This is a genomic window from Bradyrhizobium ferriligni, from assembly GCF_056837965.1.
Genome location: NZ_JBXEJO010000034.1, coordinates 73,393 through 98,543, shown reverse-complemented (window position 1 = coordinate 98,543; position 25,151 = coordinate 73,393). Strand labels below are relative to the sequence as shown.

At 65.0% G+C, this 25,151-nt stretch carries 22 protein-coding genes; 14 read left to right on the top strand and 8 right to left on the bottom strand.

Features of this window, described 5'->3' with window-relative positions; translation table 11 throughout:
• Window positions 1–52 precede the first annotated feature (52 nt).
• Window positions 53–688 (top strand): aspartate/glutamate racemase family protein, encoded by a 636-nt coding sequence (locus AC1VNY_RS21260; RefSeq protein WP_482406668.1) that lies wholly within the window; start codon window positions 53–55, stop codon window positions 686–688.
• Between the two features lie 180 nt (window positions 689–868).
• Window positions 869–1,819, top strand: coding sequence for a YiiG family protein (locus AC1VNY_RS21255; RefSeq protein WP_482406667.1), 951 nt, complete (start codon window positions 869–871; stop codon window positions 1,817–1,819).
• An 82-nt stretch (window positions 1,820–1,901) separates the two neighbouring features.
• Here the strand turns inward: AC1VNY_RS21255 and AC1VNY_RS21250 are convergent, their stop codons facing one another.
• Window positions 1,902–3,236, bottom strand: coding sequence for an MFS transporter (locus tag AC1VNY_RS21250; protein ID WP_482406666.1), 1,335 nt, complete (start codon window positions 3,234–3,236; stop codon window positions 1,902–1,904).
• Between the two features lie 329 nt (window positions 3,237–3,565).
• On the opposite strand from AC1VNY_RS21250, the gene AC1VNY_RS21245 reads away from it, so the two are divergent.
• Entirely contained in the window at window positions 3,566–4,765 is a 1,200-nt protein-coding gene (locus tag AC1VNY_RS21245; RefSeq protein ID WP_439711190.1) for a multidrug effflux MFS transporter, read from the top strand.
• Window positions 4,766–4,997: 232 nt separating this feature from the next.
• Here AC1VNY_RS21245 and AC1VNY_RS21240 read toward each other — a convergent pair whose 3' ends face one another.
• Complete coding sequence (locus AC1VNY_RS21240) at window positions 4,998–5,423, bottom strand: DUF983 domain-containing protein (RefSeq protein ID WP_461193876.1); 426 nt, start codon at window positions 5,421–5,423, stop codon at window positions 4,998–5,000.
• A 95-nt stretch (window positions 5,424–5,518) separates the two neighbouring features.
• On the opposite strand from AC1VNY_RS21240, the gene AC1VNY_RS21235 reads away from it, so the two are divergent.
• Together AC1VNY_RS21235 and AC1VNY_RS21230 are read left to right on the top strand one after the other, a co-directional pair.
• On the top strand, window positions 5,519–6,895 hold the full coding sequence (locus tag AC1VNY_RS21235; protein ID WP_482406665.1) for an aminotransferase-like domain-containing protein: 1,377 nt from the start codon (window positions 5,519–5,521) through the stop codon (window positions 6,893–6,895).
• Window positions 6,896–7,002: 107 nt separating this feature from the next.
• Complete coding sequence (locus AC1VNY_RS21230; RefSeq protein WP_482406664.1) at window positions 7,003–8,301, top strand: serine hydrolase domain-containing protein; 1,299 nt, start codon at window positions 7,003–7,005, stop codon at window positions 8,299–8,301.
• A gap of 6 nt (window positions 8,302–8,307) precedes the next feature.
• Here AC1VNY_RS21230 and AC1VNY_RS21225 read toward each other — a convergent pair whose 3' ends face one another.
• Window positions 8,308–8,517 carry a hypothetical protein gene (locus tag AC1VNY_RS21225; protein WP_482406663.1) on the bottom strand — a complete coding sequence of 70 codons (210 nt, stop codon included), beginning with the start codon at window positions 8,515–8,517 and terminating at the stop codon, window positions 8,308–8,310.
• Between the two features lie 192 nt (window positions 8,518–8,709).
• On the opposite strand from AC1VNY_RS21225, the gene AC1VNY_RS21220 reads away from it, so the two are divergent.
• Window positions 8,710–9,777: an NHL repeat-containing protein gene (locus AC1VNY_RS21220; RefSeq protein ID WP_482406662.1), complete on the top strand. Its 1,068-nt coding sequence runs from the start codon at window positions 8,710–8,712 to the stop codon at window positions 9,775–9,777.
• Between the two features lie 669 nt (window positions 9,778–10,446).
• Here AC1VNY_RS21220 and AC1VNY_RS21215 read toward each other — a convergent pair.
• Window positions 10,447–11,679, bottom strand: coding sequence for a rhodanese-like domain-containing protein (locus AC1VNY_RS21215; RefSeq protein ID WP_482406661.1), 1,233 nt, complete (start codon window positions 11,677–11,679; stop codon window positions 10,447–10,449).
• Between the two features lie 246 nt (window positions 11,680–11,925).
• Here AC1VNY_RS21215 and glgC point away from each other — a divergent pair, with 246 nt between their 5' ends.
• Together glgC and glgA are read left to right on the top strand one after the other, a co-directional pair.
• Window positions 11,926–13,188, top strand: coding sequence for a glucose-1-phosphate adenylyltransferase (gene glgC, locus AC1VNY_RS21210; RefSeq protein ID WP_482406660.1), 1,263 nt, complete (start codon window positions 11,926–11,928; stop codon window positions 13,186–13,188).
• The gene (gene glgA, locus AC1VNY_RS21205; RefSeq protein ID WP_482406659.1) at window positions 13,185–14,639 is read left to right on the top strand and encodes a glycogen synthase GlgA; all 1,455 of its coding nucleotides are present in this window, start codon (window positions 13,185–13,187) and stop codon (window positions 14,637–14,639) included. Before glgC ends, glgA begins: the two co-directional genes overlap by 4 nt.
• A 10-nt stretch (window positions 14,640–14,649) precedes the next feature.
• Here the strand turns inward: glgA and AC1VNY_RS21200 are convergent, their stop codons facing one another.
• From AC1VNY_RS21200 to AC1VNY_RS21185, 4 genes are all read right to left on the bottom strand, one after another.
• Entirely contained in the window at window positions 14,650–14,964 is a 315-nt protein-coding gene (locus tag AC1VNY_RS21200; RefSeq protein ID WP_028339587.1) for a hypothetical protein, read from the bottom strand.
• Window positions 14,965–15,095: 131 nt separating this feature from the next.
• Window positions 15,096–16,226, bottom strand: coding sequence for a serine hydrolase (locus tag AC1VNY_RS21195; protein WP_482406658.1), 1,131 nt, complete (start codon window positions 16,224–16,226; stop codon window positions 15,096–15,098).
• Between the two features lie 526 nt (window positions 16,227–16,752).
• A complete protein-coding gene (locus AC1VNY_RS21190) occupies window positions 16,753–17,241 on the bottom strand; it encodes a DUF417 family protein (protein WP_482406657.1) in 489 nt (162 codons plus the stop codon).
• Window positions 17,242–17,438: 197 nt separating this feature from the next.
• Window positions 17,439–18,074, bottom strand: a complete 636-nt coding sequence (locus tag AC1VNY_RS21185) for a TetR/AcrR family transcriptional regulator (protein WP_482406656.1) — start codon at window positions 18,072–18,074, stop codon at window positions 17,439–17,441.
• Window positions 18,075–18,323: 249 nt separating this feature from the next.
• Here AC1VNY_RS21185 and AC1VNY_RS21180 point away from each other — a divergent pair, with 249 nt between their 5' ends.
• From AC1VNY_RS21180 to AC1VNY_RS21155, 6 genes are read left to right on the top strand one after another with little or no spacing between them, the layout of a single operon-like run.
• Window positions 18,324–19,634 (top strand): phytoene desaturase family protein, encoded by a 1,311-nt coding sequence (locus tag AC1VNY_RS21180; protein ID WP_482406655.1) that lies wholly within the window; start codon window positions 18,324–18,326, stop codon window positions 19,632–19,634.
• A 5-nt stretch (window positions 19,635–19,639) separates the two neighbouring features.
• Window positions 19,640–20,494, top strand: coding sequence for an ABC transporter ATP-binding protein (locus AC1VNY_RS21175; RefSeq protein WP_482406654.1), 855 nt, complete (start codon window positions 19,640–19,642; stop codon window positions 20,492–20,494).
• Window positions 20,491–21,282 carry an ABC transporter ATP-binding protein gene (locus tag AC1VNY_RS21170; protein ID WP_482406653.1) on the top strand — a complete coding sequence of 264 codons (792 nt, stop codon included), beginning with the start codon at window positions 20,491–20,493 and terminating at the stop codon, window positions 21,280–21,282. The genes AC1VNY_RS21175 and AC1VNY_RS21170 overlap by 4 nt, the downstream gene beginning before the upstream one ends.
• Window positions 21,282–23,216 (top strand): AMP-dependent synthetase/ligase, encoded by a 1,935-nt coding sequence (locus AC1VNY_RS21165; RefSeq protein ID WP_482406652.1) that lies wholly within the window; start codon window positions 21,282–21,284, stop codon window positions 23,214–23,216. The genes AC1VNY_RS21170 and AC1VNY_RS21165 overlap by 1 nt, the downstream gene beginning before the upstream one ends.
• On the top strand, window positions 23,217–24,089 hold the full coding sequence (locus AC1VNY_RS21160) for a branched-chain amino acid ABC transporter permease (protein ID WP_482406651.1): 873 nt from the start codon (window positions 23,217–23,219) through the stop codon (window positions 24,087–24,089).
• Window positions 24,089–25,135 carry a branched-chain amino acid ABC transporter permease gene (locus tag AC1VNY_RS21155; RefSeq protein ID WP_482406650.1) on the top strand — a complete coding sequence of 349 codons (1,047 nt, stop codon included), beginning with the start codon at window positions 24,089–24,091 and terminating at the stop codon, window positions 25,133–25,135. Before AC1VNY_RS21160 ends, AC1VNY_RS21155 begins: the two co-directional genes overlap by 1 nt.
• Window positions 25,136–25,151 lie beyond the last annotated feature (16 nt).

Sequence of the window (25,151 nt, the reverse complement as noted above, 5' to 3'; positions counted from 1 at the left end):
CCCCACCCCTCTCCCCGCGAAAGAGCGGGGAGAGGGAGAGCAAGAAACATCGATGCGCATCACCCTGATTCACGCCCTGAAGCACTCGATCGTGCCGATCGAAGCATCATTCGCACGACATTGGCCGGAGGCGCGGCTGATGAACCTGCTCGACGACAGCCTGTCGGCGGACCTCGCGCGCGACGGCAAGCTTGACGAGCGCATGACCGAACGGTTTCTGACCATGGGCCGCTATGCTGTCGGCACCGGCGCCAATGGCATTCTGTTCACCTGCTCGGCGTTCGGGCCGTGCATCGAGGCGGTGGCGCGCGAGCACGCGCCGATGCCGGTGCTGAAGCCGAACGAGGCGATGATCGAACAGGCGGTGGCGAAGGGCCAGCGGATCGGCCTGCTCTCGACCTTTCCGCCGACGCTGGTCTCGATGCCCCCGGAATTTCCGTCACAGGTCACGCTGGTGCCGAAGCTTGCCGAGGGCGCGCTGGCGGCGCTCGACCGCGGCGACCGCGCCGAGCATGACCGCATCGTGGTCGAGGCGTCCGAGGAGCTGCGCGACTGCGACCTGATCGCGCTCGCCCAGTACAGCATGGCCCCGGCGGCCGAGCGCGTCGCCGAAGTGACCGGCCGCGAGGTGCTGACGACGCCCGACAGCGCGGTCAAGAAGCTGAAGGCGATGCTGGGAATCGCGTAGGCGCGATCCATGATCGCCAGGTTCGGCGGTAGTGGCTTCTGGCCCGTAGCCGACAAACAAGTCTATCGATAGTGTGCCTCGCGGCCTCGGCGGAGACCCGTGTGACGTCTCCTTCTGCCGTCACATAAGCTTTCCAGGCTGAGGCGGCCAATTTCCGGCCGAGACGAGGGCAAACTACCGATGCGAAATACCCCTTTCCTTGCGATTGCGGCCATCGTTGCTTTCCTCGAACCTGCCGCCGCGCAACAGGCCCCGCCTGCGTCATCGGCGAGCGCCTCTGCCGCGCAACTGACGCACAAGCTGAACGCCTATGTCGGGTGCATCAACCGTCTCTCGGCGCGCTCGTACGAATCTCGCGAACGCTACTTTTCCTGGGCCGCCAAGAGCGGTCCCACCGGCAAGGAGCGGATCATCTACGGGACCTACACGATCTACGACACGTCCGACTGCAAGACGAGCGTCGCGGAGGCCAATGCAGCGGACCCGCACGACGCCGAGCTTGAGGCCGCCGCGAACGCGTATGTTGCAGCCGTCACCACGCTTGAGCCGCTGTTGAAGGAGGCGGACGGCTACTACACCCAGGAGAACTACAAGGACGACAAGATGGCCAAGGGCAAGGCGCTGCATCCGCGCCTGGCCGCGGCCTGGGATGCGTTTGCCGGCGCCGACAAGGCGCTGCGCGCCGGCGTCGAGGCCATCAATGACAAGCGCGCCGCCGAGCAACTGGCCGCGATCGAGGCCAGCGAAGGCCGCAAGTCGCACTACTATGTCGAGGCCCTGATGATCCAGGCCAAACGCGTGCTTCGCGCGCAGCAGGCCGACAAACCCAACCTCGACGCGATAACCCAGGCGCTCAACGAGTATGAGGCCACGGTGAAGGCAATGGACGAGACCTCGGGCAAGGACGGCGACGCCAAGCTCGGCTCGATGTTCATCGGCAGCGCCAAATCATTCCTCACCACGGCGAAGCAGCTCATGCGCCGCGTTCGCGACAAGGTGCCCTACAGCTCCGGTGAGAAGATGATGCTGAGCAACGCCGGCGCCGGCTGGATGGTGGAAGGATCGCCGGCGCGGCTGATGCGCGACTACAATCAGCTCGTCGACGGCTACAACCGCGGCGCCCGCATCTGAATGACCGCGCCCTTCAGTGGGCGCGGAATGGCCGGCGATGCTCGGGCGTGACGGACCCAGCCGGTAGTCCGCCCTGGAGTGATCACGCTCCCGCGTCGTGCACGTTCAGATCGACGCCTTGCGGATCCCTGATCGTCGACACCGTGATCAGCGAGATCAGCGACAGCACCGCGATGTAGACGCCGACGCGCCAGGACTGGCCGTAGGTGCCGATGATCCACTGCGCGATCATCGGCGCGAAGGCGCCGCCGAAAATGGCGCCGAGCGCATAGCCGATCGAGACGCCGGAATAGCGCACCTTGGCCGGAAACAGCTCGGCATAGAGCGCCGCCTGCGGGCCGTAGGACAGGCCGAGCGCAATGGTGAGGCCGACGGCGCTGACGAAGAACAGCAGCAGATTCTTGCTGTCGATCAAGAACCACATCGGCACCGCCCACAGCACCATCAGGGTGTAGCCGATCTGGAAGCAGCGCACGCGGCCAATCTTGTCGCCGAGGATGCCGCCCAGCAGCGTGAAGATGAACCAGCTCACGGCCGCGAGCGTCCCGATCAGCAGCAGCTGCTCGGACGGCATCTTCAGCGTGTTGGCGCCGTAGCTGATGATGAACGCGATCAGGATGTAGCCGGCCGCATTGTTGGCCATGAAGATCAGCGCGGTGCGCAGGATTTCCTTGCTGTGATTGCGCATCAGGTCGCGCAGCGGCGCGGAGGATTCCTTGTGCCGCCGCTGCATCGCTTTGAACACCGGAGACTCTTCGACCGTGCGGCGGATCACGATGCCGACGACGATCAGCACGATCGACAGCAGGAACGGAATCCGCCAGCCCCACTCGATCATCGCCTGCTTGCCGAGCGTCGCGGTGAGCACCCACAGCACGCCGGTCGCCAGGATCATGCCGAGCGGCGTGCCGATCTGCGGGAACGAGCCGAAGAAGCTGCGCTTGTCGACGGGAGCCGATTCCACCGCCATCAGCGCCGCGCCGCCCCACTCGCCGCCGGCCGAGAAGCCTTGCAGGATGCGCAGGAGAATGAGGAGCGCCGGCGCCCAGGCGCCGATCTGCGCGTAGGTCGGCAGCAGGCCGACCAGCGCGGTCGCCGCCCCCATCAACAGCAGCGTGACGACGAGCATGTTCTTGCGCCCGAAGCGGTCGCCGAGATGGCCGCAGACGATGGCCCCTAACGGGCGGAACAGGAATGACAGGCCGAGCGTCGCGAACGACACGATCTGCGCCAGCAGCGGATTGTTCGCGTTCATCGGCGCGAAGAACAGCGCGCCGAACACCAGGCCCGCCGCCTGGGCGTAGACGAAGAAGTCGTACCACTCGATGGTGGTGCCGACGAGCGTTGCGGTGAGGACCTTGCGCTCCTCATCCGACAGTTCAGCGCCGCGCGAGCGCGCGGACATTTCGATGGACATGTCGCCTCCCCAAAACCCGTTCTTGAACCTGTTCTTGGCCGCGCGGGCGTGGTCGGCGGCGATGCGCCTTCCCGCACGGATGCTGGGCGCGGGATTAGCAGAGGTTTCCGCGCCACACGAGCAAAATAGTTGCAGTCGCAACGATATTCGGCGAATTGTGCTTCTGACCCCGGTTCCCGACCCCGCTACCTCGACCGCGATCGGCGGGCAGCTATCCCGAAACGCCGATTGTGCATCGCAGCAAGATCGCTACGATGCAAGGATTCCCAAGAGGTTGCTAAGTGTCTGATATTAATGCCGATGCCTGGGTTTCCTCAGGCCACCGCCCGATGGGCTTCCCGGAATTCGTCGTCGTCATCGCCTCGATCATGGCGCTGAACCCGCTGGCGATGGACATGATGCTGCCGGCGCTGCCGAACATCCGTTCCGCGTTCCAGATCGCCGACGCCAACCGTCCGCAGATGGTGCTGTCGATCTTCCTGGTCGGCTTCGGCGTCGGCCAGTTCGTGATGGGCCCGCTGTCGGACCGCTTCGGCCGCCGCCCGGTGCTGCTCGGCGGCATGACCGTCTACACCATCGCCGGCCTGCTCGCGATCATGGCGCCCTCGTTCGAGACGCTGCTCTTGGCGCGCGCGCTGCAAGGGCTCGGCACCGCGGCGACCCGCGTGATCGCGACCTCGATCGTGCGCGACTGCTACGCGGGACGCCGGATGGCGAGCGTGATGTCGCTCGCGATGATGGTATTCATCGCGGTGCCGGTGATCGCGCCGTCATTCGGCCAGGCGGTGATGCTGCTGACGCATTGGCGCGGCATCTTCGTGCTGCTGATGATCTATGGCGTGATCGCGCTGGCCTGGAGCGCGATGCGGATGCCGGAGACGCTGCCCAGGGAGTTGCGCAAGTCGTTGGCGATCCCGGAGGTCTTGTCCGCGTTCCGTCAGACCATCACAAACCGCCAGACATTCGGCTATGCGCTCGCCGCCGGCGGCGTGCAGGGCTCGCTGTTTGCCTTCGTGTTCTCCTCGCAGCAGATCTTCACCGAGATCTTCAAGCTCGGGCATTACTTCCCGGTCGCCTTCGCGGCCTGCGCGGTCGGCGTCGCGATCGCCGGCTTCCTCAATTCGCGCATCGTCGGCCGCATCGGCATGCGGGTGATCTCGCACGCCGCGCTGACCGGCTTTGCCGTCGTCGCAGGGGCCCTGCTGCTGGCGGTGAAGACCGACACGCTGTCGCTGCCGCTGTTCATGGTGCTGTCGGGCCTGATGATGTTCGCGTTCGGACTGATGATGGCGAACTTCACGGCATTGGCGATGGAGCCGCAGGGCAAGATCGCCGGCACCGCGTCATCGCTGTACGGCACGATCACGACGTTGCTCGGAATCGGCGTCGGCATCACGATCGGCCAGGATTACGACGGCACCTTGCTGCCGTTCGCGACCGGCTTCTTCCTCTGCACGCTGGCCGCGCTCGCCGTCGTCTTGGTGACGGAGAAGGGCCGGATGTTCCGGCCGCATCATCATCCGATTTGATCTTCGTGGCCCGGATGAAGCGAAGCGTAATCCGGGACGGTATCGCCTGCCGCACGAACCCCGGATTGCGCGGAGCCTGTCATCGGGCGCGCGTTCGCGCGACCCGTTGGCTCCATCCGGGCTACGATCCTGACTTGACCCGCTGCTGTAGCCCGCATGAGCGCAGCGATATGCGGGACCATTGCTCCCGGATATCGCTTCGCTCATCCGGGCTACAAGTCCGGAACCCGTTTCAGGCTTCGCGAGTCCGTCCGGCGGCACTTCGCGCTCGCGCCGGAGCGGCGACACGCCGCGTCGCCGCAAATCCCTCCATCCCGAGCTGCCACTGCAGGCCCACGATCGCGCCCTTGGTCGGCTGCAGCAGCGCGAGCGCGCTGAACAACGTCACCGGCAGCCAGATCGCCAGTTGCAGCCAGGCCGGCGGCGCGTAGTTCATCTCGAGCCATAGCAGCGCCGGCACCACGACGTGGCCGACGACGACGATCACGAGATAGGCCGGGAAATCGTCCGCACGCTGCGGGGTGAAGTCCTCGCTGCAGACTTCACAGTGATCGGCGACTTTGAGGAAGCGGCCGAACAGATGGCCGCGCCCGCAGTTCGGGCACTTCATGGTGAAGCCGCGCCACATCGCCTTTGGCAGGGAAACCGTCTCGGTCATCGTCGTTTTCCTTTGGCCGTTGTCCTTGACCTGATCTGATGATCCATACAATATGCAATCGAACACCTACAATCAAAGACAAAGCGTCGGATTGCATGGATTGGATCCCTACAGTTTCGGAATGGCACGGCCCGATGTTCCTGCGCATCGTCGATGCGCTCGCCGCCGATATCGCGAGCGGCCGGCTGGTCCGCGGCCAGCGGCTGCCGACCCATCGCGCGCTGGCCTCGGCACTCGATATCGATCTGACCACGGTGACGCGCGCCTATGGCGAGGCGCGGCGGCGCGGACTGCTCGACGCCCGTGTCGGCCAGGGTACATTCGTCTCGGAGACCACCGCGCGCGCCGCCTCCGACCTGCCTGCGCCCGTCAACATCGACCTGTCGATGAACCTGCCGCCGCAGCCGGTCGAGGCCAATCTCGACCTGCGCATCGCGCAGGGACTTGCGACCATCCGCTCCGAGGCCGGGTTCTCCGCCTATCTCGGCTATGCGCGTCCCGGCGGCACCACTGAGGAGCGCGAAGCGGGAGCGGCGTGGCTCGCGCCGCGGGTGCCGCAGGCCTCGGCCGACCGCATCGTGATCTATCCGGGTTCGCAGGCGATCATCTTCAACGCGCTGCTGGCGCTGACGTCGCCGGGCGATGTCGTGGTGACGGAGGCGTTGACGTTTCCCGGCATCAAGGCCGCGGCGGCGCGGCTCGATGTCCGCCTGGTCGGCGTCGCCATGGACGCCGAGGGCGCGCAGCCCGAGGCGCTCGACGAGGCCTGCCGCAAGCACAAGCCGAAGGCGGTCTATCTGGTGCCGACACAGCAAAACCCGACCACGGCGACGATGAGCGCGATCAGACGCAAGGCGATCGCCGATATCATCAGCAAGCGCGGCTGCGTCCTGATCGAGGACGACGTCTACGGGCCGCTCGAACCGCAAATGGCGCCGATCGCAACCCTGATTCCGGAGCGCACCTACTTCGCCGCGAGCATCGCAAAATGCATCGCGCCGGCCCTGCGCGTCGCCTATCTCCTGGCGCCCGATGCGAGCGCCGAGCAGCGCATGCGCGCCGGCATGCAGGCCACCATGCAGATGCCGCCATCGCTGATGGTCGCGCTGGTCACGCAATGGCTGCGTTCCGGCGTCGCCGCCGACATCATCCGCGCCATTCGCAACGAGGCCGCGGCGCGCCAGCAGCTTGCAGCCCGCTTCCTCAAGGGCGTCAGCTATGCGGCGCGGCCGGCGAGCCACCATCTCTGGATGCCGCTGCCGAAACATTTCGACGGCACCGACCTGTTGTCGCATCTGATGCGCAACGGCCTCGCCGTGGTCGGCGAAGACGCCTTTGCGGCGGGCGAAGCCGCGCCGCGCGGCCTGCGCGTGTCGCTGGGCGCCGCGCGCAACCGCGCCGAACTGAGCCAGGCGCTGCAGGTGCTGTCGAATGCGGTGCGCACGCCCGTCGGCGCTACCCAAATCGTATAATTCCGGCGATCGCCGGGAATAAACTCGCTCCAAAATGATTATGGTGCGCGGGAGCGCACGCCGCTAAAACTCTGCGCTCAGGGCATCAGGCAGGGGCAGGCTTTTCAATGTCGTGCGGATATGAACGGGCAGTCCACCGTGCTGTGCTGACGCTTCGCGGGGCAGTGACCGCGATCGGTTGTCTTGCAGTTGTCATATCAGGCGCGGCGCGCGCCTCCGATGCCCCTGCCCCGGTGCCGGAAAAACTCGAACGCATCACCTCATTCTTTGACAACGAGGTTGCGACAGGAAAAATTCCGGGCGCAGTCATCCTGATCCAGCAGCACGGCAAGCCGGTCTATCTGAAGACCTTCGGCTATCGCGACGTCACGACCAAATCGCCGATGCGGCCGGACACGATGTTCGCGCTGCATTCGATGACCAAGCCGATCACCAACACCGCCGCGATGATGCTGGTCGACGAGGGCAAATTGTCGCCGCAGGATCCGCTGTCGAAATACATCCCGGCCTTCGCCGACGTGAAGGTCGCCATCGAACCGGATGGCGGGAACGATCCGGCCAAGGTGGAGCTGGTGCCGCCGATCCGGCCAGTGACCATTGAAGATATCATGCGGCACACTTCGGGTATCACCTACGAATATATCGGCGCCGACTGGATCCAGAAGATTTACCGCGCAGGCCACCTCTTCGACGGGAAATTCGACAACAAGGAATTCGCGGCGCGGCTGGCCAAGCTGCCGCTGTCGCGGCAGCCCGGCACGCTGTGGCGTTACGGTCATTCCACCGACGTGCTCGGCCGGGTGATCGAGATCGTCTCGGGCAAGACGCTCTATCAGTTCGAGAAGCAGCGCATCTTCGATCCCCTGGGGATGAAGGACACCACATACGTGCTCGACGCCGAGACCGAACGGACGCGGCTGGCGGAGCCGCTGCCCTCGGACACGATCCTGATCGAGGGAGAGAATGACCGGCGCGCGCATCCGGAGTGGGAATCCGGCGGCGGCGGCCTGGTATCGACCATCCTCGACTATGCGCGCTTCGCGCAGATGCTGCTCAATGGCGGCGAGCTCGACGGCAAGCGCTATCTCAGCCCCGCAGCCTTCAAGGCCATGACGACGGACCATATCGGGCCGGGCTCCGGCGTCGGCCGCGACTACTGGTACTTCCCCGGCGACGGCTTTGGCTACGGCTACGGCATTGCCGTGCGCACCGATCCCGGCATTGCCAAGCCGCCACCGCCAGGCTCGATCGGCGAGTTGAAATGGGACAGCGGCAGCGGCACCTATTTCGGCGTCGATCCGAAGCTCGACATGATCTACATCATGCTTGAGCAGACCCAGAACGAGCGCCAGCGCATCACGCCCGCGTTCCGCAAGCTGGTCTACGACGCGTTCAGCCCGGATTGAGTTCCGTCACCCTCGTCTATTGCCGCGAACCGGTTCCTGCCTGCGCCGTGCTGCGGCCGCGATCAGGCTCGCGGTGCATTCGTTGCAGACGAACGCACACTCATCCGTAAACAGGCCGATCCGCGCATCGAGGCCGATCGCCTCATCGTCGACGATCCCCTCGATAGGGCCACCACAGCACACGCATCGGTGGTGCGACGCCAATTCTCGTTCCATGACGCGCTCTCCAGCCGTCGCAGCTTCCTCTCCGCTGCTTCCCTCACGCTATATACTATCGTATATATCGAGACGACAAGGCAGGCGGGTGAACAATCCGGTCGGGAACCCTGCAGACAACGATCATCGACCGGAGACGATCGCCGAGAAAATCCTGCCTGGTCCAACCAGGTTCATTGAGGAAACGCGATCATGATAAAGAACAATGGCGACGCGGGACGTCCGCGCGCAACGGGAGAACTGCTCAAGATCCGCCGCGCATCGCTGGAGCGTTTTCGAGCGAAGTGGATACAGGTTCGCGTGAAGAAAACGCGTCAAACCAGGTATCTAGCGAGCGCTGCGGCCATCATCCTCGCGCTCGGTGCGGCCGGCGCAGTGCGCGCCGAAACGGCTCCGATCGGCGTTCCCGATAAGAGCTTTCCGGAGAGCGTGACCTCGACCTCCGACGGGACGCTTTATGTCGGCAGCTTCAACCATGGCGGCGTGACGAAGATCTCGGGCGGCAAGGCCGAGCAACTGGTCAAGCCGGGCGCCGCCGACAGCCGCTCAACGCTTGGCGTGCTCGCCGACGAGAAGAGCGGCACGCTCTATGTCTGCTCCAACGACATCAGCGCGATGGGCGTTGCGGGGCCAAGCGATACCAAGGGCGCCTGGCTGAAAACCTTCGATCTCAAGAGCGGCGCGCCGAAGGGCAGCTTTGCCTTGAGCGATCCGAAATCGTTCTGCAACGACATCGTGGTCGGTGCCGACGGCACCGCCTATGTGAGCGATTCCTTCGCGCCGTTCGTCTACAGCCTGAAGCCGGGCGGCACGGCGCTGACGACGTTCGCGACCGATCCGCAGCTCGCGCCCGCCAAGGACGGCGTCGGACTCGACGGCATCGCGATCGGCGCCGACGGCAATCTTTACGTCACGACCTTCATTCCGGCCAAGCTGTTCAAGATCGAGATGAAGGACGGCAAGGCCGGCGCCGTGACCGAGCTGAAGCCGTCGCGGCCGCTCGACCACGCCGACGCGCTGCGGGCGCATGGCGGCGGCTTCCTGCTGATCGAGGGCAACGGCAAGCTCGACAAGATCACGGTGAAGGGCAGCGAGGCCACCATCGACACCATCAAGGATGGCCTGGCCGAGCCGGTCTCGGTGACGCAGGTCGGCGATGTCGGCTGGGTCGCCGAGGGCAAGCTGTCCTACGTGATCGGCGACAACAAGGGCAAGGACCCCGGCCCGTTCAAGCTGACGCCGATCGCGCTGCCGAAGTAAGAGCGAAGTATCGCGATCTCGGTCCACTGACTAGCTGTACCTCTCCCGTTTACGGGGGAGGTCGACGCGCGATGAACGACGCGAAGCGTCGTCTGTGGGCGTATATCGTCGTCCACCGCTGTCATCGCCCGGCTCGACCGGGCGATCCAGTACGCCGCGGCTCTCGTGGCGCTGATCCATTACTGACACCTCACTCCACGGCATGGCGGCCTCCCGAATCGGACCAATCCAGCCAAGGTTGATGTGTCAGCTATGTCTCCGAACACCCGTCAGTGATCTGTCCGGGCTAAACAATGCGCGGGTGATGACACCGCGTAGTGTGACGCCTTATCGAGAACCATCCTCATCGTCGTCCCTGCGAAAGCAGGGACCCATAACCACAAATGCCAATTGTTGGGCGATGCTGGAACGACAAGTCCCTTCAACGAGGTCCGCCGCGGCGTATGGGTCCCTGCTTTCGCAGGGACGACGTGTTGGAGGAGCCCCGGACTCACATCACGATTTCTGGATAATGGAAATATACCGCTGATTTGCCCGACGAGTCAAGTTACCTTGTCCACCGGCGGGCCACCGGCTCCTTTGCATGGGGTTGTTTTCGATATTTTGGCAGCGCGCCCCTGCAGCTCGGCACCGACCGATGCGGTCGCACCGCCGTCACCACGTCATCCCTCAGATCACATAGAACCCGTGCGTGCCGTCGCGGCGCAGCTGATCGACGAGGCCGTACTCCCAATCGAGATAGGCCTGCATCGCCTTCTCCGCGACGCCGGTGCCTTCATAGGGTCGCCGGTAGCGGTGCGCGGGATCGGGCCGCGGCACGATGCGCGGTGGTCCGACTTCGAGCCGGCCGTCATAGCCGCCGTCGAGCACATAGACCTCCCAGCCCATCTGCGCGAGCCAGGACGCCGTCATGTCGGCGCGGATGTTCTTGTCGTCGCTCAGCACGATGCGCGCGCCGCGCACGGGCGCGGCCATGTCGATTTCCTGCACCAATTGGCCGCCGGCATAGTGGCGGAAGCCGGCAAGGTGACCGGCCGTGTATTCCTCGGCATCGCGCACGTCGAAGCGATACAGCGTACGGTGCGCGTCCTCGTCCAGTGCGGCGAGTTCATCGATCCCGATGTGACGGACGCCGGCGCGATAGGCGACGTCGCGCGCATTGTCGCTTGCGCCCTCGAACGGACCGATGCCGCCGCGCTTGCCGGCGCCGTGCTCGAGATCGTGCTTCGCCAGCGTCCAGCCGATCGTGCCGTTGCGCAGCGCCCGCACCTTGTTGGGCAGTCCGGCATTGATCAGCGACTGCGTGCCGATGATCGAGCGGGTGCGACCGGCGCAGTTGACGATGATGGTGGTGTCGGGATCGGGCGCCGCGCGCCCTGCGCGCAGCACCAGCTCGGCGCCAGGCACGCTGACCGAACCCGGGATGTTCATGGTGGCATATTCGTCGAAGCGGCGGACGTCGAGGATCGCGATGTTCGCCTTGTCCGAGATCAGCGCGGCGACCTCGTCGGCGCTCAGCGACGGCGTGTGCCTGCGCGACTCGACCAGTTCGCCGAACGCCTTGGCGTAGGAATTGACGTCCTCGAACACCTCGTAACCGGCCGCCTTCCAGCCCTGCAAGCCGCCCGCAAGCGCGGCAACGTCGCCGTAGCCCAGCGCCCGCAACTGCTCGGCCGCGGCCGCGACCAGCCCCTCGCCGTTGTCATAAAGGACGATCGGCACGTCCTTGCGCGGCAGTCGCAGCTCGGCTTCCAGCGCGATCCGGCCGGCCGCCATGTTGGCGGCGAACAGCGGATGGCCGGTGGCGAATTCCGCCTCATGCCTGACGTCGAGCAGCGCGATCTCCCGGCGCAGCAGCAGCGTTGCGCGGATGGTCTGGGGCGTGACGGAAGCAAGTGTCATGGAATGCTGGCCTCGGCAGGAAACGGGCAGGCTTGCTCTAGGCCGAAATCGCGCCTCGTCAATAGCTTTAACCGGCCCGCAACCCCGATCTCCGGGAGACCGGATTCGGGGAACGAAAGCTCGCCATCCGCTTTGCTCAACCGGGATGCACTTGCTACGTTCCCAATCGGCCCCGTTGGCGCCCGATCAGGCCTTCCGGACAAGAGAAGGCAGCGGGGCCGCGCCTGAAGTTCTGGGAGGAAGACCATGAGATCAGTCGGAAATGAACCATTGTCGCGTCACGCCCTCGCTTTCGTGCTGGCCGGCGGACGCGGCAGCAGACTTCAGGAGCTCACCGACAGGCGCGCCAAGCCGGCGGTGTATTTCGGCGGCAAATCCCGCATCATCGATTTCGCGCTCTCCAATGCTGTGAACTCCGGCATCCGCCGCATCGCGGTGGCGACCCAGTACAAGGCACACAGCCTGATCCGGCATCTGCAGGGCGGCTGGAACTTCTTCCGTCCGGAACGTAACGAGAGTTTCGATATCCTGCCCGCAAGCCAGCGCGTCTCCGAGACGATGTGGTATGTCGGCACGGCGGATGCGGTGTACCAGAACATCGACATCATCGAGGCGCACGGCACCAAGTACATTCTGGTGCTGGCCGGCGACCATGTCTACAAGATGGACTACGAGATCATGCTGAAGCAGCATGTCGAGAGTGGCGCCGACGTCACGGTCGGCTGCCTCGAGATGCCGCGCGCGGAATCCTCCGGCTTCGGCATCATGCATATCGACGAGACCGGCCTGATCCAGTCGTTCCTCGAGAAGCCGGCCGATCCGCCACCGATGCCCGGCAAGCCCGACAAGTCGCTGGCCAGCATGGGTATCTATGTCTTCAATTCGGAATTCCTGTTCGACGAATTGCGCCGCGATGCCGCCGACCCGAACTCGGCGCACGATTTCGGCAAGGACATCATCCCCTATATCGTGAAGCACGGCCGCGCGATCGCGCACCAGTTCAACGATTCCTGCGTCCGTTCCGGCGACGATCCGCGCGCCTACTGGCGCGACGCCGGCACCGTCGACGCCTATTGGGGCGCCAACATCGATCTCACCGACGTGGTGCCCGAGCTCGACCTCTACCATCGATCATGGCCGATCTGGACCTATGCCGAGATCACACCGCCGGCCAAGTTCGTCCACGATGAGGAAGGCCGCCGCGGCCAGGCGGTCACCTCGCTGGTCTCGGGCGCCTGCATCATCTCGGGCGCGTCGCTGCGGCGCTCGCTGCTGTTCACCGGCGTCCACGTCAATTCCTACGCCAATGTCGAGAATGCGGTGATCATGCCCTATGTGAATGTCGGCCGCGGAGCGCGGCTCAGAAACGTCGTGATCGATCGCGGGGTGCGGATTCCGGAAGGGCTCGTGGTCGGCGACGATCCCGAGTTCGACGGCAAGCGTTTCCGCACCACCGAGAACGGGATTACGCTGATCACGCAGGCGATGATCGACAGGCTCGAGACATGACGCAACTGCGCGTCCTCGCGGTCGCTTCGGAAGTCTACCCGATCGTCAAGACCGGCGGCCTCGCCGACGTGGTCGGCGCGCTGCCGGCCGCGCTGCAGCAGCACGGCGTCACGACGCGGACGCTGGTGCCCGGCTATCCCGACGTGCTCAAGGCGCTGGCTTCGGCGGAGACGCTGCTGCACTGGCCGGAATTCTACGGCGGGCCGATCCGCGTGCTCGGCGGCACGCATGACGGCCTCGATCTGTTCGCGTTGGACGCGCCGCATCTCTATGCGCGGCCAGGCAATCCCTATGTCGGCCCGGACGGACGCGACTGGCCGGACAACGGCATCCGCTTTGCCGCGTTGTCGCGGATGGCGGCGGAGATCGGCCAGGGCGCAATCACCTCCTTCGTCCCCGACATCGTGCATGCGCATGACTGGCAGGCGGGCCTCGCACCCGCCCTCCTGCATTATGCCGGACAACCGCGGCCCGGCACGGTGATGACCGTGCACAACCTCGCCTACCAAGGCCAGTTCTCGCCGGACATGCTTGCCGCGTTCGGCCTGCCGGGCGAATCCTACACGCTGCACGGCGTCGAATATTACGGCACCATCAGCCTGTTGAAGGCCGGCCTGCAATTCGCCGACCGCATCACCACGGTGTCGCCGACCTATGCGCGGGAGATTCAAAGCGACGAAGGCGGCATGGGGCTCGGCGGCCTCTTGCGCGAACGCGCCGGCGTGCTGAGCGGCATCCTCAACGGCATCGACATATCAGTGTGGAATCCGGCCACCGATCCCGACATCGCGGCGCGCTTCAGCGCCGAGCGGCCGGCGGAGCGCGCGGCGAACAAGGCCGCGCTGCAGCGGCGCTTCGGGCTTGATCCCACGCCGGATGCGATGCTGCTCGGCGTCATCAGCCGGCTGTCATGGCAGAAGGGCCTCGACCTGCTGCTCGAGAACATCCCGACGCTGCTTGGGGAAGGCATCCAGCTCGCGCTGCTCGGCAGCGGCGATCGCGACCTGCAGGATCGCTACGCCGCGCTGGCGCACGACAATCCCGGACGGATCGCGGTCGTGATCGGCTACGACGAGGCGCTGGCGCATCTGATCCAGGCCGGCGCGGACGCGCTCGCGGTGCCGTCGCGCTTCGAACCGTGCGGCCTCACCCAGCTGTGCGCGCTGCGCTACGGCGCAGTCCCTGTTGTCGCCAATGTCGGTGGCCTTGCCGACACCGTGCTCGACTTCGACGAAGTCGCGATCACCGGCGATGCGCCGACCGGCGTCAAGTTCGCACCCGTGACCTCGGATGCGCTTGCCCATGGCTTGCGCAAGGCAAACCTGCTGTTCAACGACAAGGTGACGTGGCGCCGGCTGCAGCAAGCCGGCATGGCCACCGATGTCTCCTGGCACAATCGCGCCGGCCGCTACGCCGCCCTCTATCGCGAGCTCGCGACGACGCGGCGCTAAGCCGCGGCGATCAGTTCAGGAGATCGCAGGACGCGACGCGGTTGATGTCGGCCAGGCGCCGGTCGGGATTTCCCTTGAGATCAAGGCTTGCGACGAGATCGAGCAGCCGGCCATAGGCGCGGTCGGCGACCGCGACGGGCAACGGCTCTTCGTCGAAAGTTTCGACGTAGTTGCCGACGAGACCACTCAGCAACCGGCAAACGCCGCGCTGCTCCGGGTCGTCCCTGCCAAGGATCTCGAGTTTTTGCTGGAAGGTCCTGAAGGTTCGCAGCCCATGGGGCTGTTGCGAAAGCCAATTGTGCAAATCAGGATACAGATCGGTCATATCAGCCTCTTCAAAATGGAGAAGAAGCTACCGGCTTATACAGCCGATCATGGTTCCGCGCCATCGCGATTTTTGCATGCTTCCCCTGCCCTGCCGCGCAGGCCGTGTCATTGGACCGGCACGTCCTGCGACTAGAGTCGCGCGAGCGCCGGCAAAATTCTGTAGCGCGCGATCTCGTGCGGATAGTCGCCGCGATTGGCGAGCAGCACGATGCCAAGCCTGCGCGCGGGCACCAGCCCAACATAGGCTGAGGCATTATTGAGACCGCCCGGCTTGTCGATCACGGTGACGCCGTCCAGCCGCACATGCTCCCAGGCCATCGCCTGGCCGAACTTTTCGTCGACGCGAAAACTCTCCCGCTCGGTCATCTGCAAGGCCGCGCGCAATTCGGGATCGATCACCGCGCCGTCGAGGCAGGCGCCCAGCAATGTGCCGAGATCGCGCGCCGATGAGAACATCTGGCCGGTGCCTGGAAAATCATAATAGCGTTGCTGATTGCCCGGCGGACCGATCGCTGTGCCGTCGTGGGAATAGCCCTGAACCACACGCTGCATCATCTCGGGCGCCATCGTGGCACGGTCGCCCCCGCTGCGGTCCGGAACGAAGGTCGACGTCATGCCGAGCGGCTTGAGGATACGGCTCCCGATCAAGGTCGCGATCGGCATGTCATAGCGCCGCTCCAGCACCAGTTGCAGCAGGACATAGCCGGCATGGCTGTAGATGCGCTGCTTGCCCGGCCGCTCTCCTGCCGGAGGCGTCCATGCATTGAGCATCGCGATGAACTGATCACGGCTGAAGGTCCCGACCGGCCATGGCGGATGGTCGGTCGGCAGCAGCAGCCCGGACGTATGATTGACGAGCTCGCCGATGGTGACGCGGCTGACGTAGTCGCCGTGCAACTCGGGCAGATATTTGTTGACGGGATCGTCCAGCCGCAATTCGCCACGCTCGGTGCCGAGCGCGACCAGCGTCGCCTCGAACAGCTTGCGCAACGAGGCGAGATTGAACAGCGTGTCCGGGGTAACCGGCCGCTTCGCCGCTGTGTCAGCGAAACCGTAGTTGAAGAAGGTGACCCGGCCGCCGGCATAGACCGCCGCGGCGAGGCCGCCTGGGTCGGCCGCAGTCGCGGTCGGCGCGAGTTCCGTCGTGACGATGTCCCTGATCTGCGCATCCATGTCGGAATCCGCGCGCGCCACCCCAAGCGCGCTACCAGCGACGACGAGCAGGACGGCCGCGATCCGGGCGGTGAGCCATTGTCTCATGAAGAACGAAATCAGGACGATGTTGCGATGTGACCCGCGAGCGAGTCTGTTCACCATCGAGAGATGGCAACATCACGATCCTAGCGGTGGAACCGATGCGTCCGAATTCACGATTACGCGTCTTGCGCCGTTACCATCCCGGCTGGGGACGGGGCGGCCCGATCGCTGTTCCGGTGGTCACTTCCGGAAGCCGCGATCGCGACCGCCCTCCCACTCCAGCCACGGTGCGGGAACTGCAATCGAACAAAAAAATGCGGAACGTTTGAAAATGACGGGAGTGGGCTTCGACGAAAAGGCAAGATCGGCGCTTGCCGATCGGGCCAAGGATATTTCTGACTTCGTCACATTCCACTCCCAACCGGGGACGTTTCTTCCTAGCAACAATTCGTCAATCGAAGGTTGCATAAGCCGATTGGATTCGATTTTCAAGACACGGTCGTCCGCGACGTTTTGTCCTGTTCCAGATGCGGGATGCGCGCGATGCCTCGTTAAACATCGATTAACCATCGATCGCGCGGCGCGAGACCTATGTGGCGCGCAAGCGAACGATCGACCGCGGCAACGACGCCAACAGCAGCACGAGACAGACGCAAAGCAGCACGATGTCCTTGAACAGGAACTCGCCGGCCAGGTTCCAGGCCATCGGATCGGTCGACAGGCTCCATTTGACCACCCCCGGCGTCGTGAAGAAGAACGACCACGTCACCGCGAAGGTGATGACGCCCATCAGCGCGCCGATCGCCGAGAGAAGCGGGCTGAACGCGCCGGCGACGAGCAGTGCCGCAATGCCGAACTCGGCCACCCCGAGCACATAGGCCTCGCCTCGGAGACCGAACACCGAAAGCCACGAGATGAACGGGCTGTTGCCGATGAACTGGGCGATGCCTTGCGCCGATTGCAGCGTGAATTTCTGCATGCCGAACGACACGAAGATCACGACCATGACCCAGCGCAGGATCGCGAGCGCTCGATAAGACCCCTCGCCCTGTTCGGCGATGTTGAACGACAGATTCATTTGGATGTTTCTTCCCTCGCTGCGATGCCATCATCGGCCGCTGTTGCGGCGTTCGTGGGCAGAACTACGCAGCGCGCCGCGCGTGCGTTACGCGCGGGACAACGTCTCGGCCTTCACGATGATGTGCAGACGAGATGAGGAATAATCGCTGCGGGAGATATCATCGGCGCGCAGCCGCAGAGCGCGCCGCGATGGCCTCAGGCGCGCTGGCGGAGCGGCCGCGCGGCGTCCTTTGCCGGCACCGGCATGGTGAAGCCGTACAGGAACAGGTCCACCACCATGTCGGCGAACTCCCCTGGATCGATCCCGCCCTTCGGATCGTACCAGGTGTGGCTGAAGTTCAGGATGCCGAACAGCATCATGCTGTAGATTTTCTTGGTCCGCTTGACGATCTTGCCTTCCTTGTCGAGCTTGACCAGAAGATCCGAGACCGTGTCGACGAGCTGGCGCTCCAGCGCCTTGATCGCATCCTGCTCGGTCTCGCCGAGGAACGAGAGGTCGTTGAGGATCACGCGCTGCTCGTCGCTCGAACGCGCATTCAGCGCGACGATGGCCTGGATCGCGGCGCGGAACTGCTCCAGCGTCGTCGTCTTTTCGGCCATCGCGGCCTCGACGTCCGTGATCATCTCGCGGATATGGGCGTCGAGGATCGCGAACAGGATCGCTTCCTTCGAATCGAAATAATGGTACAGCGCGCCGCGCGACAGCTTGCAGGCATCCGCAAGGTCGGCGATCGAGGCACGCATATAGCCCTGCCGCGCGAACAGGCCGCAGGCGGTGGTGAGAATGTTCCGCTGAATCTCGTCGTAATTCTCTGAGCGCGTCCGCGCCATTGCCGTCTCTCTCGTGCACCATCGGCGCCGCCGGAATCGGGCGACTGCTGTCTCTCTATACTACCGCCGCCGCACGCTCTCCTCCCCTTTGCGGGCACCATCCACCAGAAGTCTTCGATCGCCCACGATGACGCGACCTGCGTCAAAAAATAATTTGAACGACCGGTCGGATTATATTAGACTGTCTTCCATCAAGCAAGCGGATTGCGCACGCCGGGACCAACCCGGCGGCATCGCGGGAGGTTGTGCGTGGATTCTCAGAGGATCGATGCTGTCGTGATCGGAGCCGGTGCCGGCGGGCTGTGCGCCGCGGCGCGCCTTGCCCATGGCGGGTTGCATACGCTCGTCGTCGACGACAAGGACCGGCTCGGCGGGCGCGCCTCGACCGAGGAGATCGACGGCTTCAAGGTCAATATCGGGGCGATCGCGATCGAGTTCGGTGGCGTGTTCGAGGAAACCTTCCACACCGTCGGCGCCCCGCTCGACATCCGCGCGCCGGAGCCCGCGAGCTCGTTCTTCATCGACGGCAAGGTGATCGATGTCGGCCGCGGCGGCTGGTCGCTGCTGCTCGGGCAGCTGACGAAACAGGCCTCGCGCATCCTGGAGAAATTCGCCGACGCCCGCTCCGGCAACCTCCCCGACGGGCGGCAATCGACCGAAGACTGGCTGAAGGGCTACACCAGCAACGCCACGGTGCACGCGCTGTTCCGCAATCTCTGCGCGGCGATCTTCGCCTGCAACGCCGCCGAGCTGCCGGCCCGCGCCTTCCTCACCTATTTCACCAGCAAGGGCGCCTTCAAGAAGTTCGGCTTCTGCCCGCAAGGCACGATCGGGGTCTGGAACAGCCTCGGCAACGCTGTCAGGCGCAATGGCGACATCTGGCTCGAAACGCCGGCGACGACGATCCACACCGCCAACGGCCGCGTCGAGGGCGTCACCGTGCTCAGGAACGGCGAGCGGGTACGGATCGACACCGATCTCGTGATCAGCAATGCCGGGCCAAAGGCCACGGTCGCGCTTGCCGGCAGCGAGGCGTTCCCGGCGGACTACCTCGCCAAGGTGAAGAACGACCTTCGCCCGGCCGCCAACATCGTCATCAATGTCGCGAGCCGCGAGCCGCTGATCAATCATCCCGGCATCGTCACCTTCGGCAAGACGCGCCGGCTCTGCAACATGGCGAACCTCTCTGCCACCTGCCCGGAATTGGCGCCACCCGGCTGGCACCTCTACGTCGCCTATGCCGTGCCGGTACCCGCGCTCGGCGATTTCGATGCGGACGCGGAGGTCGCGCTCGCGCTCGAGGATCTGCGCGAGCAGTTCGCGAATTTCGATCAGGCAAAAATCCTCTCGGTCCGGGTGATGCGCGACGACTGGCCGGCGCAACGCAGCTGCGCCGGCTACGATCTGCCGCGCGAGACCGGCATCGATGGCCTGTGGTGCGTCGGCGACGCGGTGAAGCAATACGGCAATGGCGGCACCCAGGCCTGCGCCGAGACCGCGAAGCTCGTCACCGATGCTATCCTCGCCGCGCGCCCGCGCTTGTCGGCCGGCCGGGTCTGAGCGCGATGCCGACGACCATCCCGCATCCGATGCCGCAAGCAGCGCCGCAGGCCGCGCCGGCGCAGGATTGCCTGCTCGACTTCCGCAACATCCGGATCGTCTACGACAATGCGATCGAGGCGATCCGCGACGTCTCGATCATGGTGCCTGAGGGCAGCATCGTCGCCCTGCTCGGCTCCAACGGCGCCGGCAAATCGACGCTGCTGAAGGCGATGTCCGGCATCCTCTATACCGAGGAAGGCGTGATCGAGAACGGCAGCATCCGCTTCCGCAATGACGAGGTGCATCGCCTTGCGCCGGACGAGCTGGTCCGCCGCGGCATCGTGCAGGTGCCGGAGGGCCGCCGCGTGTTCGCGGCACTCACCATCGACGAGAACCTGCAAATGGGCGGCTACACCAGGACCAGTGCCGAGGCGCGCGAGCGCCGCGACAAGGTGTTTGCGCTGTTTCCGCGGCTATATGAGCGGCGCGACCAGATCGCCGGCTACATGTCCGGCGGCGAACAGCAGATGCTCGCGATCGGCCGCGCGTTGATGACCGATCCCGTGCTGCTGGCGCTCGACGAGCCGTCGCTCGGCCTCGCGCCACTGATCATCGACCGCATCTACGAGGTGATCGTCCGGCTGCGCGACGAACTGAAGATGACGGTGCTGCTGGTCGAGCAGAACGCGCAGCGCGCACTCGATATCGCCGACTACGGCTACATCCTGGAGACCGGCCGCGTCGTGCTCGACGGCACGGCAGCGAGGCTCACCGCCAACGAGGACGTCCAGGAATTCTATCTCGGCGTCTCCTCCGCCGGTCGCAAGAGCCTGCGCGACGTCAAGCATTACAAGCGCCGCAAGCGGTGGCTGTCGTGACCGCGCTGCTCACGGTCGAGAACCTGTCAAAGCGCTTCGGCGGCCTGCAGGCGGTCGCCGACGTCAGCCTGCGCGTCGCGCCCGGCGAGATCTGCAGCGTAATCGGTCCGAACGGCGCCGGCAAGACCACGCTGTTCAACATGATCTCGGGCGTGCTGCGGCCGAGCGGCGGCCGCATCACGTTCGACGGCATCGACCTCTCGACGATCTCGCCGTGGAAATTCGCCGCGGTCGGTATCGGCCGCACCTTCCAGAATCTCGCGCTGTTCAAGCACGGCACCGCGGTCGAGAACATCCTGACCGGCCGCCACACCCATCTGCGCTCGACCGTGCTCGATGCGGTGTGGTTTTACGGGCGTACCCGCAAGGAGGAAATCGCGGCACGGCGGCGTGTCGAACACATCATCGAATTCCTCGAGATCGAGCATATCAGGGACGCCGTGGTCGGCACGCTGTCCTACGGCCAGCAAAAGCGCGTCGAGCTCGCCCGCGCGCTCGCCTGCGAGCCGAAGCTGTTGCTGCTCGACGAGATGGTCTCCGGCATGAACCAGGAGGAGACCGAGGACATCGCGCGCTTCGTGCTCGACATCCGCGACGAGCTCGGCATCACCGTCGTGATGATCGAGCATGAGATGCGCATCGTGATGGACATCTCGGACCGCGTCCATGTGCTGAATTTCGGCCGCAAGATCGCCGAAGGCACGCCTGGTGAGATCAGGCGCGATCCGGCGGTCGCGGAGGCCTATCTCGGCGGCCAGCGCTCCGAGGCGATGAAGGCAGGCGCGTGATGTCGACGCTGGACAGCCTGCGCACCGCTCATCCGCCGCTGCAAGCGAGCGCGCCGCGCAGCCCGCCGGCAACCGGCGCCGACGCGTTGCAGGCCGCGCTTGCGGATGCCGCCATCACCATCCCGCAATTGCTGCGGCAGCGCGCCGCCATGCACGGCGAGGCGCTGGCGCTCCGCGAGAAGGATTACGGCATCTGGAATCCCTATTCCTGGCGCCACTATTACGACACCGCGCGCGCGGTGGCGCTTGGCCTGCTGTCGCTCGGCATCAAGCCGGGCGACCGGATCGCCATCGCCGGCGAGAACACGCCGGAATGGTTTTACGCCGATCTTGGTGTGCAGATGATCGGCGCGGTGGCGGTCGGCATCTATCCGACCAATCCCTGGGTCGAGCTGCAATACATCGTCAAGCATTCCGGCGCCCGCATCGTCGTCACCGGCGACCAGGAGCAGACCGACAAGGTGCTGGATGCGATGGCGGGCAATGGCGGCCTTCCCGATCTGGAGGCCATCGTCTGCATCGACATGAAGGGCCTGCGGCATTACCGGCAATCGGAGCTGATGTCGTTCGCCGCATTGTGCGAGCGTGGCAGGGCCTACGTGCAGCAGAACCCGGAGGCCGACGCCACGCTCGACCGCCTGATCAGCCAGGGCGCGCCCGACGACGTCTGCATCCTCGTCTACACCTCGGGCACGACAGGTCCGCCCAAGGGCGCGATGCTGACCCATCGCAATCTCGTCTATGCCGCCTATGCCTACGCCCGGACCGTCGGGATCGCCGACAAGCCGTTCGAGGCGGTGAGCTATCTGCCGCTGTGCCACGTCGCCGAGCGCTGCTACGGCACGGTGACGCATCTCGTGCTCGGCGGCACCGTCTCGTTTGCCGAATCGATCGACACCGTCGCGATCAACATCCGCGAGATCGCACCGACCTTCTTCGTCGGCGTTCCCCGCATCTACGAGAAGCTGCAGCAGGGCTTTCTGTTCCGCCTCGGCGAGAGCGGCCGCCTGCGCCAGAGCTTCACCAGGGCCTGTCTCGCCTGGGGCCGCACGCTGTCCGACCGCCGGCAGGCCGGCAACGACAATTGGCCCGATCGCGCCGCCTACGGGCTGCTCTATCTCCTGATGTTCCGCAATTTGCAGCGCCATCTCGGCTTCGCCTACAGCCGGCACCGGCTCTGTGCCGGCGCCTCGATCTCACCGGAGACGCTGCGCTTCTTCGACATCATCGGCCGCCCGGTATCACAGGGCTACGGCCTCACCGAGAGCGGCGGCGTCGCCTTCATCCAGACCGAAAGCCATCACCGGATCGGCGGCTGCGGCGTGCCGCTGCCGCAGACCGAATGGAAGTGCGATACCGACGGCGAGATCCTGCTGCGGAACCCGGGCGTCTTCAAGGGCTACTTCCTCGACGAGAACGCCTCGACCGCCTCGCTGGAGCCCGGCGGCTGGCTGCGCACCGGCGACATCATCGATGTCCTCGACAATGGCGAGATCGCCGTGGTCGACCGCAAGAAGGCGATCATCATCACCGCCGGCGGCAAGAACATCGCGCCGTCGGAGATCGAGAACGCGCTGAAGGATTCCGAGTTCATCAAGGAAGCGATCGTGGTCGGCGAAGCCAGGAAGTATCTCGGCGCCATCATCCAGGTCGACTACGACAATGTCGGCCGCTGGGCGCGCGACCGGGCGCTCGCTTACACCAACTACAAATCGCTGTCGCAGCTTCCCGAAGTGAATGAGCTCGTCGAGCGCGTCGTCAACGAGACCAACAAGCGGTTCGCCCGGGTCGAGAACATCAGGCGGTTCGCCATCCTGGAAAAGGAGCTCGACCATGACGACGGCGAATTGACCGCCACGCAGAAGGTACGCCGCGCCATGATCGAGAAGAAGTTCGCGCGCGAGCTCGCGATCATCTACCGGGCGGAGGGCTGAATGCAGTATCTGATCCAGCTGCTGATCTCGGGGCTCGCGATCGGCGCGATCTACGGCCTGATCGCGATGGGTTTCGCGGTGATCTACAAATCGACCGGGCTGGTCAATTTCGCGCAGGGCGAAATGACCATGATCACGGCCTATATTGCCTGGACGATCTCGACCACGGTCAGCGGCAATGTGTTCGTCGTCGCGCTGGGCGCGATTCTCGCCGCTGTCCTGCTCGGGCTGATCATCGAGCGGCTCGTGATGCGGCCGATGCTGGGCGAGCCGGTATTCGCGACCGTGATGGTGACGATCGGGCTCGCCGTGATCCTGCGCTCCGCCATCAACTTCATCTGGGACGCCTATCCGCACGGCCTCGATATCGGCATGGGCCGCGGCATCGTGCATCTCGGCGGCATCGGCGTGCGCACCGGGCAGCTTGCCGTGATCGCGACGCTGCTTCTGCTGCTTGCCGCGATCTGGGCGTTCTTCCGCTACAGCAAGATCGGGGTCGCGATGCGCGCGGTCGCAGCCGACGACCGCACCGCGCTGCTGATGGGCATCAGCGCAACAAGAGTGCATGCGCTGGCCTGGGCCGCGTCTTCGGTCATCGCCGGCATCGGCGGGGTGTTCTTTGCGCTGTCTTATGATCTATCGCCGGCGATGTTCCAGCTCGGGCTGAAGGCGTTTCCGGCCACCATCCTGGGCGGCCTCGACGCCGTGCTCGGCTCCGGCCTCGGCGGCCTCCTGATCGGCATCACCGAAAACCTGGCCGGCGGCTATGTCGGCTCCGGCATGAAGGAGGTCGCGGGCTTTGCCATGATCATCATCGTGCTGATGATCCGCCCGTTCGGCATCTTCGGCGAACGCGACATCGAGAGGGTGTGATGCGCACCGGCGATTACAAGCAGAGCTATGGCGAACTGGTTGCGCTGATCGATTCCCCGCCGGTCTGGCTATGGTCGGCCGTGCTGCTGCTGGCGCTGATCGCGGCACCTTACCTGCTGAATTCTTACGCGCTGTCGTTCCTGATGATCATCCTGATCACGGCCACCGGCGCGCTCGGGCTCAATATCCTGACCGGCTACACCGGTCTGATCTCGCTCGGCCATGTCGGTTTCCTCGTCACCGGCGCGTATGCCTATGCGGTGCTGGTTTCGAAGTATCACATGCCGCCGCTGGTCGGTTTCCTCGGCGCCGGCGTGGTGCCGGCGCTGGCGACCCTGATCGTCGGTGCGCCGTCGCTGCGGCTCAAAGGACTTTACCTCGCCATCACCACGCTCGCCTTCTCCTTCATCATCAACACCGTGATCCTGGAGATGCGCTGGCTCACCAACGGCGCGCGCGGCATTCAGGTGCAGCGGCCCGAGATCTTCGGCATCAGCTTCGACAGCGATGCCGCCTTCACCTATCTCTGCCTCGGCACCGCGGGGCTGACGCTGTTCGCCACCCTCAACATCCGCCGCAGCCGGGTCGGCCGCGCCTTCGTCGCGATCAGGGACAACGACACCGCGGCGCGCGTCATGGGCATCAACCTGCATGCCTACAAGCTGTTCGCCTTCATCACCTCGGCGTTCATCACCGGCATCGCCGGCGCGCTGTACGGCATCTATCTCTCCTTCGTCAGCGTCGAGGGCTTTCCCTTCCTGCTCTCGATCGAGGCGCTGGCGATCCTGATCGTCGGCGGGCTCGGCTCGGCGCTCGGCGCGGTGCTCGGCACCATCCTGATCGTGCTGCTGCCGGAGGCGACACGGATCGTCTTCAGCCTGTTCAGCGCACAGATGGACGCGACCTTCACGACCGGCGCGCAGGAGCTGAAGAGCATGCTCTACGGCCTCGTCATCATCCTGTTCCTGCGCTTCCAGCCGAGGGGGCTGGTCGGCGCCTGGCACGACATCAGGCGGGCCTGGGTGCACTGGCCGCTGCGCTACTAACAAAAAACGCAACACC

Bases quoted from the DNA above. Each gene is read 5' to 3' on its own strand.
- AC1VNY_RS21240 (WP_461193876.1), bottom strand. From the start codon at position 5,423: ATGACCGAGACGGTTTCCCTGCCAAAGGCGATGTGGCGCGGCTTCACC.
- AC1VNY_RS21215 (WP_482406661.1), bottom strand. From the start codon at position 11,679: ATGACACTTGCTTCCGTCACGCCCCAGACCATCCGCGCAACGCTGCTG.
- AC1VNY_RS21255 (WP_482406667.1), top strand. From the start codon at position 869: ATGCGAAATACCCCTTTCCTTGCGATTGCGGCCATCGTTGCTTTCCTC.
- AC1VNY_RS21245 (WP_439711190.1), top strand. From the start codon at position 3,566: ATGGGCTTCCCGGAATTCGTCGTCGTCATCGCCTCGATCATGGCGCTG.
- AC1VNY_RS21200 (WP_028339587.1), bottom strand. From the start codon at position 14,964: ATGACCGATCTGTATCCTGATTTGCACAATTGGCTTTCGCAACAGCCC.
- AC1VNY_RS21250 (WP_482406666.1), bottom strand. From the start codon at position 3,236: ATGTCCATCGAAATGTCCGCGCGCTCGCGCGGCGCTGAACTGTCGGAT.
- glgA (WP_482406659.1), top strand. From the start codon at position 13,185: ATGACGCAACTGCGCGTCCTCGCGGTCGCTTCGGAAGTCTACCCGATC.
- AC1VNY_RS21185 (WP_482406656.1), bottom strand. From the start codon at position 18,074: ATGGCGCGGACGCGCTCAGAGAATTACGACGAGATTCAGCGGAACATT.
- AC1VNY_RS21155 (WP_482406650.1), top strand. From the start codon at position 24,089: ATGCGCACCGGCGATTACAAGCAGAGCTATGGCGAACTGGTTGCGCTG.
- AC1VNY_RS21190 (WP_482406657.1), bottom strand. From the start codon at position 17,241: ATGAATCTGTCGTTCAACATCGCCGAACAGGGCGAGGGGTCTTATCGA.
- glgC (WP_482406660.1), top strand. From the start codon at position 11,926: ATGAGATCAGTCGGAAATGAACCATTGTCGCGTCACGCCCTCGCTTTC.
- AC1VNY_RS21235 (WP_482406665.1), top strand. From the start codon at position 5,519: ATGGATTGGATCCCTACAGTTTCGGAATGGCACGGCCCGATGTTCCTG.
- AC1VNY_RS21225 (WP_482406663.1), bottom strand. From the start codon at position 8,517: ATGGAACGAGAATTGGCGTCGCACCACCGATGCGTGTGCTGTGGTGGC.
- AC1VNY_RS21165 (WP_482406652.1), top strand. From the start codon at position 21,282: ATGTCGACGCTGGACAGCCTGCGCACCGCTCATCCGCCGCTGCAAGCG.
- AC1VNY_RS21230 (WP_482406664.1), top strand. From the start codon at position 7,003: ATGTCGTGCGGATATGAACGGGCAGTCCACCGTGCTGTGCTGACGCTT.
- AC1VNY_RS21175 (WP_482406654.1), top strand. From the start codon at position 19,640: ATGCCGACGACCATCCCGCATCCGATGCCGCAAGCAGCGCCGCAGGCC.
- AC1VNY_RS21195 (WP_482406658.1), bottom strand. From the start codon at position 16,226: ATGAGACAATGGCTCACCGCCCGGATCGCGGCCGTCCTGCTCGTCGTC.
- AC1VNY_RS21260 (WP_482406668.1), top strand. From the start codon at position 53: ATGCGCATCACCCTGATTCACGCCCTGAAGCACTCGATCGTGCCGATC.
- AC1VNY_RS21160 (WP_482406651.1), top strand. From the start codon at position 23,217: ATGCAGTATCTGATCCAGCTGCTGATCTCGGGGCTCGCGATCGGCGCG.
- AC1VNY_RS21220 (WP_482406662.1), top strand. From the start codon at position 8,710: ATGATAAAGAACAATGGCGACGCGGGACGTCCGCGCGCAACGGGAGAA.